The organism is Marivirga sp. (assembly GCF_051117495.1).
Classification (GTDB): Bacteria; Bacteroidota; Bacteroidia; order Cytophagales; family Cyclobacteriaceae; genus Marivirga.
The window spans coordinates 50822-71377 of sequence record NZ_JBNPEF010000017.1; the positions used below are offsets into that span (position 1 = coordinate 50822).

The window sequence follows — 20556 nt, forward strand, 5'->3', positions numbered from 1 at the left end:
GTAATTATTAATAATCTGCTCTAGCCAAAAATTCTTTGCAGTTAATACCGGTTATATTTATATGTACATTTTATTTATTAAAAAAATATTCTACATAATTGCTCTTTACATAAAATGAAGAGCATTTATTAGTGTAAAGAACAGTTTCTTGTTCAGCAATTTTATTCCAGTACTTTACAAGCTCTTTTTCTATATTGAAGCACTTTCTTTTATTTATTGTTTTCCCACCAAGAGGAGGATTTGGCGGAGGTTGTTGAGTCTCAAATATTTCACCTTTTGTGAGAGAGTCTTTGGAAAAAGGTCTCATATTTTCAAATTGATTAATTTTTGTCCCTACTATTAGATATTTTACACCAAACTTAAAAACTTGAATACAATTACCTGTTTCAAATTGATTTAAGTAAACAAATTTAGAGTTTAAGTTTCCTTTTATTATTTCTTCAACTTTAAATTTGACTTCAATACCAGCTTCTTCTTCATTTAAATTTTTTTGAATACTGTCTTGATAGTGAATGTTCTCAATAGCAGTACCAATCAAAATGTATTCAGCAGTTTTGGAAATTTCTTCAACATCTTTTTTGGTTAAAGACATACATTCACAAGTCCAGCCAATAGTTGGACAGCTTAAAAATATAATGACTATAATTATTTTCATATTTAATGAAATTATCTTTTTCATTTATATTCTAATTGAGAATGTTTTAATAATCAACTCTTGCCAAAAATTCCTGTGCTGTTAAAACTGGCAATTTTGAATTCTTAAAATCTTTTTTATTTCTACTTATAATTATATCTACTTGATTTTCAATTGCGGAATAATACTGCAATCCATCTTCAAAATCAGGGAAGCTTTCATCACTTAAAGCAAGCTCGGTTATTTTATCATCTAAACTAACAACCTCTACCAAAACCTTAAACTTCCTAAGAATCGCTCTTGCCTCCTTTGCTGATTTTAATTTACTGAGGATATAATTCGTATTGGCGAATGTTAAAGATGATATCGCTAGGTTCAATTCTTTCCTATCTGACAAAGAAAATAGTTCTGCTGCATCATTGTAAAACTCTTTTCTTTTAGCCAATAAATCAATTACAATATTCGTATCAATCAGTAAGCTTTTCATTTATACTTCTCTATTAAATAATGAGCATAAGAATCCTTAACGTCAAAATCATCCTCTAAAGAAATAACCCCACTTAGGCTTTTTACCAAAGGCGTAATCTCCTTTTCATTTGCTGTGGATTTTGTCAAAGTACTTAAATAAGATTCTATTAATTTGGATAAACTGGTATTATTTGACTTCGCATATATTTTTGCGGTCTCAATAATTTTATCATTCAAACTTAAGGTGAGTTTTTTGTCCATAACATAAATCTTTACGTACAAATATAATATTAATTTACGTGAACTTAAGCGAATTGGTTTTAAATGATCATTTTTCACTGATTGATTTTGCAAGAACCTGCTGACTGATTGCAATATTAATCCATTTAATATTGACTCAATCAGTCAATATTTCTTCCACACTTTTACTAACTTGACGTAAAACAAAAGAAAATGGATTTAGGGGTAAATATAATCGGGGCTTATCATTCTTCCTTTGGCAAATTAGAAAGCGAGACTTTATATACGCTTTATGAAAAAGCAGCTAAAGGGGCTTTACAAGATGCGGAAATAGAAGCAAAAGGCATTGATGGTGTTTTCGTGGGAAATTACAGTGGAGGAGCTTTCAATCGGCAGGAAAATATAGCTTCCTATGGCGTAAATGCTATTCCTGAATTGCGTCACAAGCCAATGTACAGAACCGAAACAGCTTGTTCATCTGGTTCTTCTGCCATTCACATGGCTATTATGGCCATAAAATCAGGCATGATGAAGCGCGTTTTAGTAGTCGGATTAGAGAAAATGACGGATTTAGATATTACTGGAGTTACTGAAGCTTTAGCCTTAGCCACTTACTGGCCCGAAGAAGGAAGCAAATCGGTAACGGCCCCTTGTATGTTTGCAGATTTGGCAAAAGGTTGGATGAAAAAATACAATTATTCAGAAGCACAATTAAGACCATGGCTAGCCCAAATTTCTTCAAAAGCCTATACAAATGGCGCCCAAAATCCATTAGCCCAATTACAAAAGCCTAAATCAGCGGAAGATATTTTGGCACTTCCTGATGAGAAGAACCCTATTATTCATGCCCCACTAAGATTGCATGATTGTTCCCTAGTTTCCGATGGTTCTTCCGCTTTGGTCTTGGAAAATGCTAGTTTAGGTAATGGAAAAGGAATAGCCATCAAAAGTTTCTACAGTGCCAGTGATTATTTGGATAGTTTCGGAAAAAATAAATCGGGCCACTTTTTGGAAGGGGCTTCATTTGCAGTCAAAAAAGCCTTAAAAGATGCAGGACTTAACATAAATCATATTAACATAGCAGAAGTACATGACTGCTTTACAATCACCGAATTATTATTGTATAGCGCCATGGGGATTACACCAGCCGGAAAAGAATTTGAAGCCTTGGAAAACGGCTCAGTATTTCCTGATGGAAAATTACCCATCAATCTATCCGGAGGATTAAAGGCTAAAGGCCATCCTATTGGTGCTACCGGAGTTTCCATGCACGCCTATATCTATAAACAATTAATGCAGAATGCATGGGGGCACCAAGCCAAAAATGCAGAAACGGGTTTGGTGGTCAATATTGGCGGTTCGGGAACCAGCAATGCGGTTTCGGTATTAGGTCGGTAAATACGCCATGCATGGCGTATCCACAATGCATGACGTCTCTCTACCCCCAAAATATAACAACCAATACAAATTTTAAAATTTTCACAATTAAGAACTAATTCTTAGCCATCATACTGCTCGATTCTACCAGCTTGATGAATTCTATTCTATAACCATTTTCATCTTTTCCTTTTGCACCTTTGGCTAAATCTGTCACTAGCTTATAATCCCCATTTTCAATGTAATCAGAATCCTTCAAAAGCATCCCGTAAGTGGCCACAGCGGCCGACCATCGAAAGTTATCAGAAGTTTTATCAAGTGCTGTAATAGTGTTTTCTACCGTTTTTACAATTAACTGACTCACCTCCTCATCTGGCGCTTTGTATCTGAATTTTATGGTAAGTAGCTCATCACCATACGTCACTTTTTCTGTCTTTGGCTCATTTTTCTGATACTTTAGATCATCAATAGGTTTGAAATAACTATCCACACCTTTAGGGATAATTTCATATAAAGCGGTAACCGTATGACCGGAGCCTAGCTCTCCTGCATCTTTTTTATCATTATTAAAATCCTCATTATTGAGCTTTCTATTCTCATAGCCAATTAATCGATAGGCTGTAACGTTTGCAGGATTGAACTCTACCTGAATTTTAACATCTTTCGCTATGGTAAAAAGTGTCCCTCCAAATTCGTTTACCAACACTTTTTTCGCTTCTAAAATATTGTCTATATAGGCATAGTTACCGTTTCCTTTATCAGCCAATATTTCCATTTTTGAATCCTTGTAGTTACCCATCCCAAAGCCTAAAACAGTAAGAAAGACCCCTTCTTTTCTTTTCTTCTCAATCAAATCTTCCATGGCTTCATTTGAACTTGCTCCCACATTAAAGTCACCATCAGTGGCTAAAATGATGCGGTTGTTGCCTTCTTTCATGAAATTTTCTTTGGCGATTTTATAGGCTAATTCAATGCCTGCTCCACCGGCAGTAGAACCACCTGCCTGTAAATTTTGTAGCGCTTCATTGATTTTGTCTTTTTCTTTGCCTGAAGTAGGGGGAAGCACACATCCTGCGGCACCAGCATACACTACAATAGACACCTTATCCTCTTCTCGAAGCTGTTCAACCAACATTTTCAGGCCTGATTTCAGTAAGGGCAGTTTATTTTGTGCAAACATAGAACCTGACACATCTAAGAGAAAAACTAGATTGGAAGCAGGCAAATTTTCTGTTGGAATTACCTTGCCCTGTAAGCCAATGTGAACAAGTTGATGTTTTTCATTCCAAGGGGCTGGCGCTACTTCGGTGTTGATCGAAAAAGAATCTTGACCAGTTGGTTGCTTGTAGTCATAATTGAAGTAGTTAATCATTTCCTCTATCCTCACTGCATCTTTAGGTGGATTTTGACCACTGTTGATAAATCTTCTCATATTGGAGTAAGAAGCAGCATCGACATCTATGGAAAAAGTGGACAGTGGATTTTGGGTAGCTTCCTGAAAAGTATTTTCGTCAAGACCTTCGTAATCCTCGGTGTTAGGCTGATGATAGGATGATTCAGTATCTTCCATGAAATAAACTTGATCACCCTCATAGCTTGCCGCTTTTCTTTGTGAGAAAAAATTCCGAACAGGACTACCAGTGACTACCACTTCTGATAATTGGGCAACATCAGCTTTCAATTGCACATCAATAACACTTCGCCCTTTTATTGCCACTTCTTTTTTCTCCATTCCAATGTAGGTAAAAACTAAAACCCCCTTTAGAGAAGGCACTTCGATTAAATATTCTCCATATAAATCAGTAGTCACCCCTGTGGAAGTACCTTTCAGTATTACATTCACACCTGGTAAATCCTCGCCACTATCGAAATCGGTGACTTTCCCGCTGATAGTGATTGATTGTGCGGCTAACATAGCAGAGCTGATCAAAATCAGACTACTTATTCTTATTGCATCCATTAACTTCTTCATAATCGATAATTTTATGTGAAACATTTTTATTGACAGGATGCAGCCTCCCCATAAATTCCATAAAATTATTTTCAGTTTTTTATTTATTGAAAAGAAACTAAAGGTAATAATCAAGCAAATAGTCATATAAAACACTATAGATCAATCGGATATCAATCAATTAAACTTTGCAATTTGCTATTGAATTAAACTCAGAATTTCAGTTTTCTGTATTTTATTGACATATAAAAAATTAACTTAGCAACTTCCACAGCAGCATTGAGTGACTGATAAAAACGACATACAAGAAGAAAAACAATTGCTTGAACAATTCCGAGAATCTCAGGATCTTGAGCTGTTGGGCAAGTTATATCAACCTTATATGCATCTGGTCTATGGAGTATGCCTTAAATATTTGAAAGACAAGGATTTAGCCCAGGATGCTGTAATGGCTATTTTTGAAGAATTAGTGATAAAACTTCCCAAGCATGAAGTAGAGAACTTTAAAAGTTGGCTTTACGTCCTATCCAAAAACCATTGTTTAATGGAATTGAGAAAGCAAAAACGTCAAAAAACGGATAGTTTTGATTTTTCAGACCTTGAGCTTATGGAAAATGGACAATGGAAGCATCATGAAGAAGACTATACTATTCAAGAAGACAATCTTGAAAAATTAACTGCATGTATTGCGCAATTAAAGAAAGAACAAAGGCAATGCGTGGAGTTGTTCTACTTGGACAAAAAGAGTTATCAGGAAATTACAGATAGCACTTCATACGAATTAAAGAAAGTGAAAAGCTATATACAAAATGCGAAACGAAATTTAAAACAGTGCATGGAACAAGGTGAAGAAAGATAAAAACCATATTGACCCTAATTGGGAATTTAGCATAGAAAAAATGCAAGCTTATGTGAAAGGCACTTTAAGCCCTGAAGAGCAGCATCAGGTTGAAAAATATTTGCTGAATCATCCTTTTGAGGCAGAGGCCATGGAAGGGTATTTGGAAAATCCAGATGCGCTACATGATTTGCCAAGCCTTAAGGCCAAGTTGCAGACTAGAACTACTCCAGAGCAAGAACAACGAACAATACCTTTATGGAGAAAAGCATTGCCTTATGCTGCCGTCTTTTTATTGCTTATTATTTCTAGCGTACTCATTATCATTTTTTTTCAGCAAGATGAATCATTTACTCCTTTGGCTATTAAATCGGAAGAGGCCATAAAATTTGAAAAGAATAAAAGCCCTACAAACCCGCCCAGCACTTTACAAGCTGAGAAAATAGAAAAGGAAGCAGAGAATCTACCAAAGGCAACAGTTGAAAGTAATGAATCTGAAAGTAAACAAGAAATAGAAGTGCCTATCAAAATAGTCGAAGATGCTGAACGCATTTCTCAAAATGAAACGATTAGTATTGAGGAGGATTTAATTGTATCGGAAACGGCTTTCCCTTATGAAGACAGCTTTCAAGATTTGAATGCCGACTCCATGGCGAAAAAAGTGGCAGGAATTGAGGCCGATCAAAACAAGTCTTCCGTAGCAAGAAGTAAAAAGGCAAATGAATTGGCATCTTCTATTGCTCCCACTAATGAGCAAACGGATCAAGCAGATAAGAGAAAAGTTGCCGTCTCCAAAAGGATTTCAGGAGAAGTGCTAGATGCTGAAACGGGAGAGGCTATTCCAGGAGCTAATGTAATAGTCAAAGGTACTTCCATAGCCACAAGCACTGATTTAAATGGCAATTTTGAAATTGAAGCAAAATTAAACGATGTCCTCATCGTGAATTTTATAGGCATGGAGCAGCAAGAGTTTGTAGTGAGTGAAGAGACGGATAATAAAATATTTCTAAATGCTGATGTTGCTCAATTAAGCGAAGTCGTTGTTACAAGTGTCGGCCAAGAGAAAGAAGAAGACAATACCTATAGTGGAGCAAGACCTAGCATCGGATTTTCAGATTATCGTGATTATCTCAAAGATAATTTAAGATATCCTCCTAAAGCTTTGGAGGCTGGAACAGAAGGAAGGGTAAGATTAAAATTAAGTATCAATGCCTCTGGTAATATTACGGAGATAGAGGTACTAAAAGGACTAGGAGATGGCTGTGATGAAGAAGCTATACGCTTAATCAAGGAAGGACCAAGATGGGAACCTGCTAAAAAGGGAGATACACCCGTGGCTTCAAGCAAGAAAATTACGGTTCGGTTTAAAATTGAATAAAACACCTTCTTTTGTGGAAAGGATATTAAATTGTAATTTCGTTAAAAATTTGTGGCGACACAACGCCTTTAAAGACGCAACGCATTGCGTCTCTGCCACATGATCATTACCAAATTAAATCAAATGCGCATCCAAAATGCCCACCAAAACAATCTTAAAAACATTGATCTAACTATTCCTGAAAACCAATTAATTGTGGTAACCGGTTTATCGGGCTCCGGAAAATCTTCATTGGCTATGGGCGTAATTGCTAATGAAGGCTATCGCTATTTCTTGGAAAGTCTTTCGGCATATAATCAGCAAAATGGCCAGTTAATTCCTACCGCTGAGGTTGATGATATACAGGATTTGCCACCTGTGATTAAGGTGGAACAATCCAAACGCTTCCAATCAATCAATACCACTTTTGGTACGCTCTCAGAGCTGACGGCTATTTTTAGAATTCTATTTGCGCGCTATTCAGCTGATGAAAAGATGAGCAAATCGCTATTTTCCTTCAATCACCCAAGAGGCGCCTGTGAAGTATGCAGAGGAATAGGCGAGGCAGAATATATTGACCTCGATAAATTAATTGGCGATGAAAATAAGACCCTTCGTGAAGGCGCTATCACCACTACTTTGCCAGGTGGCTATATCGTCTATTCGCAGATAACAGTAGAGGAGCTAAACAAAGTATGTGAAGCACATGGATTCAATGTGGATATTCCATGGAAGGATCTTACTGAAGAACAACAAGATGTAGTTTTAAATGGAAGTGATCGGCTCAAGGTGTTTTATGGAAAACATGGCTTAGAGTCTCGATTAAGATGGGAAGGCATTAAGGCAAAACCAAGAGAAGAGGGCTATTATAAAGGTATGCTGCCGATCATGCAGGATATTCTCAGAAGAGATAGAAACCCTAACATTTTGAAATTTGCAAGCTCAAAAGTGTGCCCGAGTTGTAAAGGCGCAAGGATTAAAGCAGAGCATCTTAAATTCCAATGGAACGGGATGAATTTTCAGGAATGGATGAAGCCTTCTTTGGGCGAATTATTTGTAAAGCTTAATTCTCTTAAGTTTTCAGCTGGGGAAAAAGTGTTGGTAGAAAAGATCATCATTCAATTATATGACCTTATTCGCTTAGGTATGGAGGAATATCAGCTCAGCACGCCAAGCACGGATATCTCCTCCGGGGATGCACAAAGAATCAAACTGATCAACCAAGTGAATAGTAATCTGCAGGGCATTTTATATGTTTTTGATGAGCCTTCTATTGGCTTATCGGCAGACTACCAGCAATATTTACTACACATTCTAGATCGGCTAATTCGAAGAGGAAATACAGTGATGGTAGTGGAGCATGACCTGGAATTTATCAAGTCCGCTGACTGGATTGTGGAGTTAGGGCCCGAAGCCGGAGTTCATGGTGGGGAAGTTATTTTTAATGGCCCTATTAAGGATTTTCTAAAGGCCGAGAAAATAAACAGTTCAACTTTGAAGGCCTTGAATCAGGGAAATTCAATTGATGGTGAACCTCCGAAAAACGTCTTGGATACTGAGTTTACCCCCGAAGCACAAAAATTGACAGTCATAAGTCGCAAGACTGCGACACTACTTCAAAGCATTTCGAGCTTTTGCAAAAAGCAGAACTTAAGCTTACTGACCGTAACGGATCAGCCAATAGGAAAAACTCCCAGAAGTAATCCGGCCACATATACTGGACTAGCAGATAAAATACGAGACTTGCTAGCCAAAACCTCTGAAGCAAAAGAATTAAAGCTAGCAAAGGGAGCTTTCTCATTTAACAACAAAACCGGAAGATGCGAAGCCTGCGAAGGAGCAGGTGTGATTACACTGTCGATGAGCGCACTTGGAAATATCAATCAGGTGTGTCCAACCTGCAATGGCAAGCGATTTAAGCCGGAAGTGCTTCGTGTAAATTGGAATGAAAAAAATATTGCGGACATCTACAATCTTAGCATAGAAGAAGCTTATGATTTCTTCGCTGGGGAAAAGAAAATCACTGAAATCCTGTCTTTGATGCTACAGTTAGGCTTAGGCTATATCAAATTGGGACAACCTTCCAATACCTTATCGGGTGGAGAGGCACAACGGATAAAACTCACCAAGCATTTCGCCAAGAAATCAAAGAAGACACTTTTACAACTGCAAGAACCCAGCATCGGATTGCACCAACAAAATGTAAGGCAACTGCTCGATGCACTGCATGAACTAAAGGAACAGACGGCAGGTATTATCTGCTTTGAGAATCATGCTCTTTTCCAAAAGGGATGCGATACTTTAGTGGATAACGCACTGGAAATGCACGCTGTCGAAATTCAAGAAAAACCGAATCAGCAAAGAGAAAAAATAACAATTCAGGGAGCTAGAACTCATTGCCTGAAAGACTTAGACTTGGAACTGCCAAAGCATAAACTATCCGTAGTTACAGGAATTTCAGGTTCAGGCAAATCTTCTCTTGTAATTGACACTTTGCATGGCTACGGACTGCAAGAAATGACCAAGCAATTTTCGAGTTATCAGCAGTCGAGAGTGGGTGTGAATTTTCAGTTTGAAGTCAACTACATAGAAGGACTTACGCCTACAATCTGTATTACGCGAAAGCAAAAGAATTATTCTATTAGAACGGACATAGCCAAACAAACGGGTATTGATAAAATCCTACGTTTTGCCTTTTCCCGAAAGGCGCAGTTTGAAGGCAAAGATTTATCCGCCAGTCACTTTTCGAATAATCACGAACTGGGGAAATGCGTAGTTTGCGAAGGCATAGGTGAAGAATTATTGCCTGATTTGAACAAATTGGTATTGGATGAAAACAAAAGCATAGCTGAAGGCCTCTTTGCCCACAATAAAGCGATTGGATACTATGGTGATCCATCTGGTCAACATATGGCTATATTGAAGAAAATTGGAACAGAACATGGCTTTAGCCTGGTTACGCCTTTCAAGGAATTAAGTGAAGTGCAAAAGGATATTCTATTTCATGGGACAGGAGAAAAAGTATGGAATGCTACCTGGGAATACAAAACGAAAACACGTACAGGTACGCAAGACTTGAACATGAAATGGGAAGGTCTTTTTCAATATCTGCAAGAGGAATATTACAAAACCAGAAAGAATAAAAACATTAGCCAGCTGACCTCATTATTTTCTTATAGCAAATGTAGCCATTGCGAAGGCAGCGGATTAAAACCAGAAAGACTGACTTTTACATTAGCAGGAAAGTCTATTCATGCTATAAAATCGATGAACTTTAAAACCCTGGGCGAATGGTTAACTGCACATGATACAGATAACACTGTTGACGGAAAATTACTCGCTAAAATTGAACCCCATTTAATCAACACCATGGAACGGGCAAAGCAATTACATATTGACCATCTCCAACTCAACAGAAAATCGCCTACCCTTTCAGGGGGTGAAAACCAAAGGCTAGAGTTGATCAAACAGCTCAATAGCCCACTAAAAGGGATCAGCTATTTATTGGATGAGCCTTCTGCAGGCTTATCGAATGATAACATTCCTGATCTCATTAAAATTCTGAAAGAGCTGATAGAAAAAAGAAATACAGTCATCATCATTGAGCATAATAAAGCCATTATCCATGCTGCGGATCATCTGGTACAGATTGGGCCGAAGGCAGGAAAACAGGGTGGCTATATTACCTATCAGGGAACCACAAAAGGGCTTCTAGAACAAGATGAATGCCACCCATTCTTGAAGGAGCCAAGCAAACCGCTACAGCTCAATGATGGAAAGAAACATATCCATATTCGTAAGCTGGCAAAACATACTTTGGTGCGAGATGAGCTTAAACTACCTATTGGCGGCATCACTGCTCTTACAGGAAAATCAGGAATTGGAAAAACCACTTTGGTAAAAGACATCCTGATTCCAAGCGTTCAAAAGGGAGGTCCCGTGAATTGTGAGCAGATTGAAATTCCTAAAATATATGACAGTGCAGAGTATTTTGAGCCTAAAAAACTAAATAGCCATTCGGATACATTATTGGTTGCTTATTTAGATCTACTGAAAGATATCACGAAAATATTTGCATCTGAAACGGGTGAAAAGGCTGCCGACTTCTCCTACAAAAACAAAAGCAGTCAGTGCTCAGCTTGTAAAGGAAAAGGATATGTAGAAACTAGCCTGGATGTTGCCGCCAATGCGATTGAAAAGTGTGAGGACTGTGATGGAAAACGCTATCGAAAAGATATACTAAAACATGAAATAGAGGGACAAAACATTGCGGACATCCTAGCTCTTAATATAGCAGAATTAAGTGCTTGGTTTGCGGAATTTAAAGTGTCGAATTCTACCTTTAATTTCATCAATAGCTTAGAAGAAATAGGCTTGTCACATTTGAGTTTAGAGCAAACGGTGCAATCGCTTTCTTCAGGTGAAAAGCAACGCTTGCTACTCTTGACCTGGCTACAAAATGCCCCGAAAAACGAACTCTTTATTTTAGATGAACCAAGCACCGGATTACATTATGCGGACATCGACCTGCTTTATGGAATCTTAGAAAAACTCAGCATGGATAATGATGTTCTCGTGATTGACCATAATTTGTATTTGTTGGAGATGATTGGGGTTGGATTTGTATTGAGCTGAAAGTATCATTTTCAAATAGGCTCAAGCGGACGCTTGCGCTATGATAGGCTATTTTACTTTCAAATTTAGCACTGGTTCAAGCATCCGTTTGGACCAAGTAGCAAATAACAATCTCCAATATTTCAAGCGTCCGTTTGGACTAAAAAGAAAATTCCAACCTATGAAATGGAACCGGGGTCTTTGTATTAGATAAAGCTTCAATAAAATGAAAAGAACAATAGCGATCACGGTAATAATGCTAAGCATCTTAGCTTGCCAACCTGAAGATTCAAAAATTTCTCAAGATTGTACTTATACTGCAACAGTCGTTGATTTAGAAGGCTTGGATGGTTGTGGGTTTGTTTTCCAACTTGACAATGGAGATTATTTAGAGCCTGTATGGCGATGGGGCTGGTGTGGAACTCCTCCACTGCCCAAAGAAGCTACAGAAGACCCGCTTTATGATTTTACTTTCGTAGCAGGTCAACGCGTCCGATTAGGCTTTGAAGCCGCTGAAGAAATGGGAAGTATATGTATGGCAGGTAAGCCAGTTTATATTACTTGTTTGGAGGTGATTGGTGAAGTAGCTGTTGAATAAGTATTCTTGGGAGAGGCAAGTTTAGTTTTATTCTTTCATACATTACACATCGTACGAATGGTGGATTCGCTAGCATAGCACAAGCGGATGCTTGCGCCATGGGAGGTAATTGCATACTGTTCCATTTTAGCACCTGGTTCAAGCGTCCGCTTGGACCAACCTGCCCTTCAAATCTCACCCCATAATCCGTTCAACCGCTTTAAAAGCCCCACGCATATGCAAAATCCATTGGGATTCATCAAGAGGTGAAACGCCTTTGTAGGCACGGACTTTATCTTCAGTTAAGGTCGTTTTTTCATAACCATCGAGGCTGAGTTTTAGTCTGCCTTTGCCGGAAGTGGTGGCGTTGAACTGGATGGCATAATCCATGGCTTGGGCTACGGCAACTCTACCTTTCAAGATGAAAAAATCCCCATCGAAAAGCGGGCTTTCCAAAGTGGCTCGCATTTGGCTTAAATCACTGGAGACCGACCCAAGAAATTCTTGCTGAGCTTTGATTTCAAAGGCATACATGGGTTCCAAAAGATCAGTACCTGCATTTTCCAATCCTCGCATTATGCCCATTGGGGTTGCCAATAAAAAGTCACCCGGGTTGGAGTGTACATTATGCTCTTCGCCTTTGATCAAGGTGATTTTGATATCGGTTACTTCATAGCCATGCAAACCTTGTTTTAAAGTCCATGGAATGGCGCGCTTTACTTCATTGATATATTTTTGGCTGATATCGCTGCTGCGGACTTTGTTTTCAAAGCTCATACCACTGCCTGCTTCTCCCGGCTCTATCAGAAATGTCATAATCGCCCAGCAAGGTTTAGGCATCCAGTACCGCACATAGCCTTCGGCTGATTGAGCAGGCGTTTCTTTATAAATCACTTTAGGCGGAAGAAATTCTGCTTCTATTCCCCATCTTTGGCTCAGGCTGTCCTTCAAGACTTCGGTTTGAATGGGCCCTAGAATTTTTAAGTGAAACTCTCTTTCTTCCTTGAACCATTTAAAATCTAAAATGGGATCTTCCAGATTGAGAATCTCTAATGCTTCACCTAACTTCTGATAATCTTTCTCTTCTACGGCTTTTACCTCCACCGCCAGTACGGCATTACTGATTTTCGAATAGGAATCAGCGAGTTTTTCATTGCCTAAAATATCTCCTGCTAGGATAATATCAGAAGTCGTAATCAAACCGATTTCTCCTTGATGCAGCTCAGCCACTTGCTCCAATCCACCGGCTTCTGCTTTAAAAATTTGGTTGATCTTAATATCTTTGCCCATCTCCTGAGATGGAATGCTGTCTTTGGTTTTTAGCAGACCGCCATAAGATTTGATATAAGCGAGCCTTCCCAATTTTTCATGAAATTCGACTTTAAAAACCTTGGCAGCAGGATTAGAAAAATAATTTTGATGAGGAGGAATGAGCTTTTCCAACTGATCTAATAAAGCATCATTCCCAAGCCCTAGTTTAGCACTTCCAAAAAGAACAGGATGAAGACTGCCGTTTTGAATATGCGGCAAGGCTTGCGCCAAAATAGTGGACATATCGCCTATAGTTCCTTCCAGGTATTTTTCCAGAAAAGCTTCATCACATTCGGCTAGGTTCTCTAGAGAGCTATCAAGAATTGCATGATCCGTATGATTCCGGCAAGCTTCAAAAGGCATGACTTGAATTTGCTGGGAATCCGATAAATCAGGAAGGTTTAAAGCAAATAGTTTAGCGCCTAATTCTTTCTGAAAATCATTAAAAACCTGCTCCGGGAAAACACCATCTCTATCGATTTTATTAAAGAAAATGATGACAGGCAGATTACGCTCTTTCAGATTTTCCCATAAATTTAAAGTATGAGCCTGAACGCCTTCTTTAGCGGAAACCACTAAGATCACCGCATCTAAAATGGAAAGTGCACGATCGACTTCTGCTGCAAAATCGATATGACCCGGGGTATCCACCAATTGGAATTGTGTTTCCTTTCAACTGAAATTAACGGAAGCCGCTTTGATGGAAATCCCCCTGCTTTTCTCCAGCGCCAAGCCATCCGTGATGGCAGAACCTTTATCCACACTGCCTTGCGCTTTGGTAGCACCTGCCTGGTGCAGCAAACACTCCGTCAATGAAGTTTTACCTGCATCTACATGCGCTAATATTCCAATGGTTAAATTTCGTTTTGATGACATCCGCCTGCAAACTTATGACTTTGATTAGAATTTAAGGTGGGCTTGACAAGAATTTTGTAAGGACCAATTTCACACATGTTGTGGAGCAGTTCGATTTCCCAAATTATCATGAAAATCCTTCAATATAATTGATCTTCACTTCAGCTTTTGTTTCGTGGTGTTTTTTTGCTTCTGCGCTGGTCGATTATCAGATAAATAACAATCGACAGCATCACAATTCCGAGGGCAATAATATTGGATAGCATGCCGGCATGAGAATCGACACCAGTATGAGCCCAAACGCTTGCAGGACTATTGGCGAAACTAATGAAAAAGAATAAGTAGATGGGTCTGCTAATTTTCATTTCTTAATTTTTTAGTCTCTCTTAGGGTGATTAATAATCCATACCAGGCCGGGATGAGTGGTATGGCTGCGGTAGCTACACCTGCGGTATATTGCCATTCTCCATACAAAATAAAGGGAAATATAAAATGAGTCAGTTCAGCAATCGTCATGGCCACAAAGAAAAAGGCAAGAAAATAATAACCAATAGCCCATTCCTTTATAATAAATATGGCGCCCGATACCCACATAATAGGCGCAAAAAATGCCGCAAAAGTCAATAAGCCTTCTTGGGTAACTTCTTGACCGCTTAGCTGGGAAGCAATTTTCTCAAAACCGAAAATGTATTCTTCATAAACATGGATTATAAAAAAAATGATGGTCAGCAAGTACGCTACAATCACTTTTGAGGTGTCAAAACGGTATTTATATCCGGTTTTTAGATATAAAAGAAAGCCTCCTGCGCTTGCCCCACCAATTACTATGGGGCCAATTTTCCCTGCAAAAAGATAGGTGATCAGACACAAGAAAATAATAAAGATGCATGGACCAATTATATCTAGGTGTTTCATAACAAATCTAATTTATGTGCCTATTTCTTAGTACTACATTTACAATCTAATGAGCTTCGAATGTTCATGAAATTTAATCCATGAAAACCAATATTCATCTGAAATAGCGATTGGTTCCAAATCTGCTTTCAGATCCCCGGAAATATATTTCCCTCTGATATTCCACTTTGTATTGCTGTTTGCATCGGATAATTCTTTATCCTGTAATCTTAAAGCAAGCTTATCTGTATTCAAACTATTTTTAAAAGCATTTACTGTTTTCCCAGCCCCAATAAGGACAAATCCATATTCATTATTCTCCACTACCTTTTCTGACAATACCTGCTTCTTTAAATAAACCAACCGGTCATTTATAGAGCTGTCGGTTATTCCGATTACATGAGTACGTGCAGGGAATGTTTTATCACGGTTTTTTGAGGCCAGTCCTGGAGTAGCTTCAGAAGCCACTAATTTTTTCCAAATACCCGGAATTGGTAATTCAAAATCCTTAAAATCTTTTTCACTTACTTTAACGACATTTGGCGATTGGATTGTATGTTTGACTTCTCGCCAGGAAAGAATTTGAAATGGGATCATGGTCAATTCATAAGGATGCAGCTTACCTATTAATGATTTAAAGGTAGATTGCTGAAAGAACGTATTAGTCCTGACGTCTGCAACAATCATATTGGCATTTTTAAATGAGCCTACTTTTAAGGGCCCTATTGCCGTAACATCAAAAGGGATGATGCTTCTACACATGGCACAATAGGTTAGTGCTACAATTTTGTCTGCAAAATGGTCATTGATGATATGGTGGTGAATGACATAGTCCAAGGGGTAGCACTTCGTAATTCCTTGATAATCAATCACGGCCATTTCCATTTGATCATCAAGAGGTAGTTGATTAGGATCTTTCGCCATTGCTGGAAAGAACACAGCGGGAAACGCTTTCTCCTGATGCATTTTAAAGGTTAAAATCAAGGCAAATCCTGTGATCAATAAGGGGGCAATGGCCCATAATGGCATTTCATTGCTTTGGTAAAAAATTAGGCCCGTCCATACTAATAGCCCTATAAAAATAGACCAATTGAGTGGCTTTCGTAAAAAATAGTGGTAGTACAACCAACTTAAGGGAAAAGCTTCTACTAAAGCCATGTAAATGGCAGCAGTTCCAATTAATAATGATGCAATAGCCAATCCATAAAAAAATACTAATTCCATAAGCTTAATATTTTCGGCTCAAACCCAACTATTGGATTAGCTCCGCATCTAATAGTTGACGATTCCTTGAATGAAAAGGACAGATGCTATACTAAATTTAATCAAAAATAAGGACTTCCCGAAGTGCTCTTCGAAATCTATTTTCTTTGGAATAGGGTGTAAGTGATGGTCTGATAGTTCATTATCCGATCATGGGATGCGAACGGAGCAATTTTTCAAGTTTTACAGTTCAAGCGGACTTGCCCAGCAGGAAAATATAAGTATTTTCAAAAAAGAGTATGAGGAAATTATTGAAGGACTTCTGACTTGCTCAGATTGTCAGCCTTATTTCTCTATTATTTACGGTATTCCGATTATGACTCCTGATGAATACAGACAAAAATCATTGGAGGCTCCGATATTGAAAAAGTGGGGATTGGAATTGCCTGCAGGGGATCAAGGCTTTCGCTTGGATGGGGCTACTCATGGACGAGCTTTGGAGATGGGGGATAGTGATTGAAAAGAGGTTAGGAAAATTTTGCTGCTGTCTGGTCTAGCAGAAATAATTAACTCTCTATGGTTGCTACTCTCCTTTTCAATTCGAGCTTATAATCTTGAATCTCCTCATATTTATTCATCCCTAATATCTCGGTTAACCTCAAAAAAGAGATTTTATCTTTGAAATGGAGATATTCTAGCAATGGTTTTAGGTATTTTTCTTGGCCATCATACATTCGTTGAAATTGAATTGTTTGATTTTCTTTATTATTAAAACATAGGGTCACCCAGTTACTCGTTCCATTTTCACTATGTGGGTCAAAAATTGGTTGTCTACTTTTAAATTCAGAATAGTAATTGCCAAAAATGAACTCCACCTTATTTATCTCACGGAGATCAATTTTCTGATCATTTATAAATATCTCTGTATGGTTAAACTTTAGCTGTCCCTTCAACTCCCCCTTTAGAGGTTGAATTTTACCTCTTACTACTACTGCCCGTGCGAAATAGTAAATCATTATAGAAAAGAGAATTCCAGCAAACGGTTGATTAACTGATTCTGGAATCTTGAAATAATGATTTAAGATGAGCAGTAGTATTGCAAGAATCATAGCAACTATTCCTAGAATATCACTAATCGAATATTGCTTGTTCTTATTCGGAATAAAGATGTCAAATTTTAATTCCATTTAACTAAAAATTACCTTTTTGAGGTTGGCTATATTGAATGAAGGATGGAAGACCACCATGCAGAGCATGGCGGGAACAGTTTTATTTTCTTCTTTTATCAATTGCTTTTATGTATTCTTGTAATACATTCAAATCAGCAAGAAATTCGTCAGAATCAGGCATTTCTTCAATTAAGGTTCCTGCTGTATCGTGCCCCGTAAAATAAGTAGAGCATTTACTCATATTAACATCAACGAGTTTATAATCATCATCTGTTATATCGATAATTTTTGATAACCTCTGAGTTTGAATAGCTCTTCCAAAGCGTTGAATAGCGCCATTTAAAAATATTTCCTCAATAAACCTCTCCCAAGTTTCTCGAAGTTTACCATATAATACTTTAGCACGTTCTTTATATATTTCCTCTGTTTCCGTTCTTTCGATTTTCTCAAGTTGTTGATATGCACTTTTTAAAATACCTATACGCTTACGAACAGGTAAAGCATCCCACGGTGGATTACTGGCTATTAATCCCGTTTCCTTTTTCTTTCTTGTCAAGCTCTTAATATCTAATGCACAATTAAGACTCTTTGAGTGTTCTTGAATCATCAAAAGAAAAGTAATGTCGTGTGTAAAAACAATTACTTGTCTTTCAAGGGCTTCTTCTGTAATTCTTTTTGATATTTTATTTCTCCATTTGTGGTCAAGTGAGGAAACTGGGTCGTCAAAAATAATTGCACTTTTATGTTCTGAAATAGATAATTCGGATAAGAATGTAGCTAATGAAATACATCTATGTTCTCCTTCGCTTAAGATATCTTTTAAAGCAATATTAGTCGAGTTGTTTTCATCAAGTCTTAAATAGTGGTATTGTTTCCCTCTTTGACCTTTTGTTTCAGGTTCTATTTTAATGTTTTTAAAACCTAGCTTTTTTAATTCTTCTTTGAAATTTTGTTTAAGGTTTTGATTTATATAACCCGCTGTTAGTTCATTGCTTATTGTTGTGATGGTTCGAGTATTACATTTACTTATACATTGATTTAACAAGCCTACCTTTTTTTGACGGTAAATTTCACGTCCTAATTTTGGTTTATGCTCATAAATTTTCTTTTCACCGTTTAATTTATTTAATTCTTTCACTAAAGGTTTTAAATCATCATCAATCGATTGAACTTTCAATTTTTCATTCGTTTCGGCTAAAGATTTATTCAACTCTTGAATCAAAGTTTTAGCTGTATTGTCAAACTCTATTGTATTAATGCTTGGAATAGACTTTTTTGAATTAAATAATTCAACTATATATTGCTTTTGTTCAGAAAGAGAGGTTAGGTACTCTGTCTTTTTATCTGTATAATTTTCAATTAGTTCATTTAACTCTAGAGTTGTAGGTTTTTGCTCTTCAAAATCGAACTCAAGCCTATTTAATTTTTCAATTGCTAAATCATATTTTTCTTTGGCTTCGTCAAAGGTTTTTTGAATGTCATTTTTTACGAAATCTTCAAATTTTGTAAACCTTTCTCTAGCTTCCTCATCTAAATCTTGAAGACAAAGAGGACAATTGCTTTCATCTGATACATCAGGAAAACTTTCTGTTTGATTGCTTTCATTGTAAAATTTCCTTGCACTTTCCCATAAAACCTTCCAAGCATTATTTCCAACACCTTCTATAGGTAAATCCGAAAATGCAGTATTTGAGGATTCCGTCAGAGCTTCTTTGGCTGTACAAAAATTATTTAATATCTGCTTTAGATTATTTAGGGATTGACCTGTTAAGTTGTTTTCTAGATTTTGAAACTTATTTGTTAAAACTTCAAACCGCTTGATTTTCTCTTCATTGGACTTTAAGCTTTTCTTAGGGTCAGTTGCTTTTAATTTATCTATTTCCTTTTGAAGAGCTTCAATTCTCGTGTTTTTGGCTGAATTCCATTGAGATTCAGCTCTTAGTTCACCCAAAGTTGAGCTCGAATTTAAGTTGTCAAGAAATAATTTTGCAGTCGTTCCTTCCGGCACTTCTAATAGTTCGTAATCAAACTTTTGCATTGAAGGAGCGGAAAGCTCGAGACCTAATTTCGCTTCGACTTTTTTTACAGCTTCGGCTAATTTATCAACAATGGAAAGACCTTGTGGAATAAAGGCAATTTCATCTTCTCCATCGATATAATGATTTGCACTAAAAGTGTCGAATACATCAATTTTTTTTAAGGTATTTTCACTTATTGTTTCATTGATAAGGTTGACAGTAGAGAAATTTACACCATCAGAAGTATATTCTATGTCTGCTTTTTTATCATTCCCAACACAGCTTGGGTCAAATAGATTGTCATTTATTATTGGTTTTTGACCTCTTGTGTTACAAGAATGCTTTAAAATACTCACATAACTAGATTTTCCTGAACCGTTGTCTCCATAAACGATTGTCAATCCATTTGGTGAAAACTCTAATTCACTTGATTTTGAAAGAGCATTAATATTATCAATGTTATTGATTTTGGATAGTATGACATCGTCATCATTTACTGAGTTATCAGCAAAATCCCTTAAGTCATCAAAGTCAACTGCATCAAATTCAAATTCAGAAATTCCAAAATCAACCTTGCAAATTTCCGTAAGTTCAGAAATGTCGGTATCTGTCAGTTCATTGTTTCGGATTAATCGGTCAACAGCTACTTGCCAAAATGAAGGCTTATTTTCAACCCAGTCTATTATGTCATTCAGTATCGGCATCTGTCTTTAGCGTTGGTTTTCATAATAAAGCATAATATTGGACTACCAGCATTACTGATATACATTGTTAGTGCTATTGCATAGAGATTAAACGATTCAGGTATAAGCAATGCGCTTTTTCATTTTCTCAACTCCCAGAAAACTTTATGATTTGATTGGGTATCCTCCTGTACTTAAGTATCGGAGGAATTATAAAGGTTTCGGTTATTGATGAATTGTAAATATAGAAATACCGTTCTATTTTTCACCATATAAATAGTACTATTCATCGAAAAAATTCAATTGATTCTTGTTTTTGGGCTAGTTGGAAAAGGGGTCGGTTAAATGGGTGAGGGATTTTAAAGAC

General features: G+C 37.3%; 15 protein-coding genes and 1 pseudogene. 6 read left to right on the plus strand and 10 right to left on the minus strand.

The window, feature by feature from the left end; genetic code table 11:
• Positions 1-70: 70 nt before the first annotated feature.
• Genes ACFE0M_RS09495 through ACFE0M_RS09505 form a run of 3 tightly spaced genes read right to left on the minus strand, consistent with a single transcriptional unit; the run spans position 71 to position 1363 of the window.
• Positions 71-679 (minus strand): hypothetical protein, encoded by a 609-nt coding sequence (locus ACFE0M_RS09495; RefSeq protein WP_434545519.1) that lies wholly within the window; start codon positions 677-679, stop codon positions 71-73.
• 22 nt (positions 680-701) lie between these two features.
• Positions 702-1121 (minus strand): type II toxin-antitoxin system VapC family toxin, encoded by a 420-nt coding sequence (locus ACFE0M_RS09500; RefSeq protein ID WP_434545520.1) that lies wholly within the window; start codon positions 1119-1121, stop codon positions 702-704.
• On the minus strand, positions 1118-1363 hold the full coding sequence (locus ACFE0M_RS09505; RefSeq protein ID WP_434545521.1) for a DUF6364 family protein: 246 nt from the start codon (positions 1361-1363) through the stop codon (positions 1118-1120). The genes ACFE0M_RS09500 and ACFE0M_RS09505 overlap by 4 nt, the downstream gene beginning before the upstream one ends.
• Positions 1364-1555: 192 nt before the next feature.
• On the opposite strand from ACFE0M_RS09505, the gene ACFE0M_RS09510 reads away from it, so the two are divergent.
• Positions 1556-2740, plus strand: coding sequence for a thiolase C-terminal domain-containing protein (locus tag ACFE0M_RS09510; RefSeq protein ID WP_434545522.1), 1185 nt, complete (start codon positions 1556-1558; stop codon positions 2738-2740).
• Between the two features lie 94 nt (positions 2741-2834).
• On the opposite strand, the gene ACFE0M_RS09515 is transcribed toward ACFE0M_RS09510, so the two are convergent.
• Positions 2835-4691: a YfbK domain-containing protein gene (locus ACFE0M_RS09515; RefSeq protein ID WP_434545523.1), complete on the minus strand. Its 1857-nt coding sequence runs from the start codon at positions 4689-4691 to the stop codon at positions 2835-2837.
• Positions 4692-4953: 262 nt separating this feature from the next.
• Between ACFE0M_RS09515 and ACFE0M_RS09520 the strand changes: the two genes are divergently transcribed.
• From ACFE0M_RS09520 to ACFE0M_RS09535, 4 genes are all read left to right on the plus strand, one after another.
• Positions 4954-5529 carry an RNA polymerase sigma factor gene (locus ACFE0M_RS09520; RefSeq protein ID WP_434545524.1) on the plus strand — a complete coding sequence of 192 codons (576 nt, stop codon included), beginning with the start codon at positions 4954-4956 and terminating at the stop codon, positions 5527-5529.
• On the plus strand, positions 5516-6886 hold the full coding sequence (locus tag ACFE0M_RS09525) for a TonB family protein (RefSeq protein WP_434545525.1): 1371 nt from the start codon (positions 5516-5518) through the stop codon (positions 6884-6886). The genes ACFE0M_RS09520 and ACFE0M_RS09525 overlap by 14 nt, the downstream gene beginning before the upstream one ends.
• Before the next feature lie 123 nt (positions 6887-7009).
• Positions 7010-11500 (plus strand): ATP-binding cassette domain-containing protein, encoded by a 4491-nt coding sequence (locus ACFE0M_RS09530; protein ID WP_434545526.1) that lies wholly within the window; start codon positions 7010-7012, stop codon positions 11498-11500.
• A gap of 205 nt (positions 11501-11705) precedes the next feature.
• Entirely contained in the window at positions 11706-12077 is a 372-nt protein-coding gene (locus tag ACFE0M_RS09535; RefSeq protein WP_434545527.1) for a hypothetical protein, read from the plus strand.
• A gap of 174 nt (positions 12078-12251) precedes the next feature.
• Here the strand turns inward: ACFE0M_RS09535 and ACFE0M_RS09540 are convergent, their stop codons facing one another.
• From ACFE0M_RS09540 to ACFE0M_RS09555, 4 genes and pseudogenes are all read right to left on the minus strand, one after another.
• Positions 12252-13346, minus strand: coding sequence for a hypothetical protein (locus tag ACFE0M_RS09540; protein WP_434545576.1), 1095 nt, complete (start codon positions 13344-13346; stop codon positions 12252-12254).
• A gap of 144 nt (positions 13347-13490) precedes the next feature.
• Positions 13491-14243, minus strand: a pseudogene (locus ACFE0M_RS09545) (GTP-binding protein); the annotation flags it as partial.
• A gap of 333 nt (positions 14244-14576) precedes the next feature.
• Positions 14577-15137, minus strand: coding sequence for an HXXEE domain-containing protein (locus ACFE0M_RS09550; protein ID WP_434545528.1), 561 nt, complete (start codon positions 15135-15137; stop codon positions 14577-14579).
• 39 nt (positions 15138-15176) lie between these two features.
• Positions 15177-16340: a DUF3179 domain-containing protein gene (locus ACFE0M_RS09555; protein ID WP_434545529.1), complete on the minus strand. Its 1164-nt coding sequence runs from the start codon at positions 16338-16340 to the stop codon at positions 15177-15179.
• Between the two features lie 196 nt (positions 16341-16536).
• Between ACFE0M_RS09555 and ACFE0M_RS09560 the strand changes: the two genes are divergently transcribed.
• Positions 16537-16839, plus strand: coding sequence for a Trm112 family protein (locus tag ACFE0M_RS09560; RefSeq protein ID WP_434545530.1), 303 nt, complete (start codon positions 16537-16539; stop codon positions 16837-16839).
• A gap of 46 nt (positions 16840-16885) precedes the next feature.
• Here the strand turns inward: ACFE0M_RS09560 and ACFE0M_RS09565 are convergent, their stop codons facing one another.
• On the minus strand, positions 16886-17506 hold the full coding sequence (locus tag ACFE0M_RS09565) for a hypothetical protein (RefSeq protein ID WP_434545531.1): 621 nt from the start codon (positions 17504-17506) through the stop codon (positions 16886-16888).
• An 82-nt stretch (positions 17507-17588) separates the two neighbouring features.
• Positions 17589-20210 (minus strand): AAA family ATPase, encoded by a 2622-nt coding sequence (locus ACFE0M_RS09570; protein WP_434545532.1) that lies wholly within the window; start codon positions 20208-20210, stop codon positions 17589-17591.
• Between the last annotated feature and the right edge of the window lie 346 nt (positions 20211-20556).

What these genes read in the sequence shown, in the direction of transcription:
- ACFE0M_RS09540 (WP_434545576.1), bottom strand. Translation starts at nt 13,346, where the DNA reads ATGGGCAAAGATATTAAGATCAACCAAATTTTTAAAGCAGAAGCCGGT.
- ACFE0M_RS09500 (WP_434545520.1), bottom strand. Translation starts at nt 1,121, where the DNA reads ATGAAAAGCTTACTGATTGATACGAATATTGTAATTGATTTATTGGCT.
- ACFE0M_RS09510 (WP_434545522.1), top strand. Translation starts at nt 1,556, where the DNA reads ATGGATTTAGGGGTAAATATAATCGGGGCTTATCATTCTTCCTTTGGC.
- ACFE0M_RS09535 (WP_434545527.1), top strand. Translation starts at nt 11,706, where the DNA reads ATGAAAAGAACAATAGCGATCACGGTAATAATGCTAAGCATCTTAGCT.
- ACFE0M_RS09515 (WP_434545523.1), bottom strand. Translation starts at nt 4,691, where the DNA reads ATGAAGAAGTTAATGGATGCAATAAGAATAAGTAGTCTGATTTTGATC.
- ACFE0M_RS09530 (WP_434545526.1), top strand. Translation starts at nt 7,010, where the DNA reads ATGCGCATCCAAAATGCCCACCAAAACAATCTTAAAAACATTGATCTA.
- ACFE0M_RS09570 (WP_434545532.1), bottom strand. Translation starts at nt 20,210, where the DNA reads ATGCCGATACTGAATGACATAATAGACTGGGTTGAAAATAAGCCTTCA.
- ACFE0M_RS09565 (WP_434545531.1), bottom strand. Translation starts at nt 17,506, where the DNA reads ATGGAATTAAAATTTGACATCTTTATTCCGAATAAGAACAAGCAATAT.
- ACFE0M_RS09495 (WP_434545519.1), bottom strand. Translation starts at nt 679, where the DNA reads ATGAAAAAGATAATTTCATTAAATATGAAAATAATTATAGTCATTATA.
- ACFE0M_RS09560 (WP_434545530.1), top strand. Translation starts at nt 16,537, where the DNA reads ATGCGAACGGAGCAATTTTTCAAGTTTTACAGTTCAAGCGGACTTGCC.
- ACFE0M_RS09550 (WP_434545528.1), bottom strand. Translation starts at nt 15,137, where the DNA reads ATGAAACACCTAGATATAATTGGTCCATGCATCTTTATTATTTTCTTG.
- ACFE0M_RS09555 (WP_434545529.1), bottom strand. Translation starts at nt 16,340, where the DNA reads ATGGAATTAGTATTTTTTTATGGATTGGCTATTGCATCATTATTAATT.
- ACFE0M_RS09505 (WP_434545521.1), bottom strand. Translation starts at nt 1,363, where the DNA reads ATGGACAAAAAACTCACCTTAAGTTTGAATGATAAAATTATTGAGACC.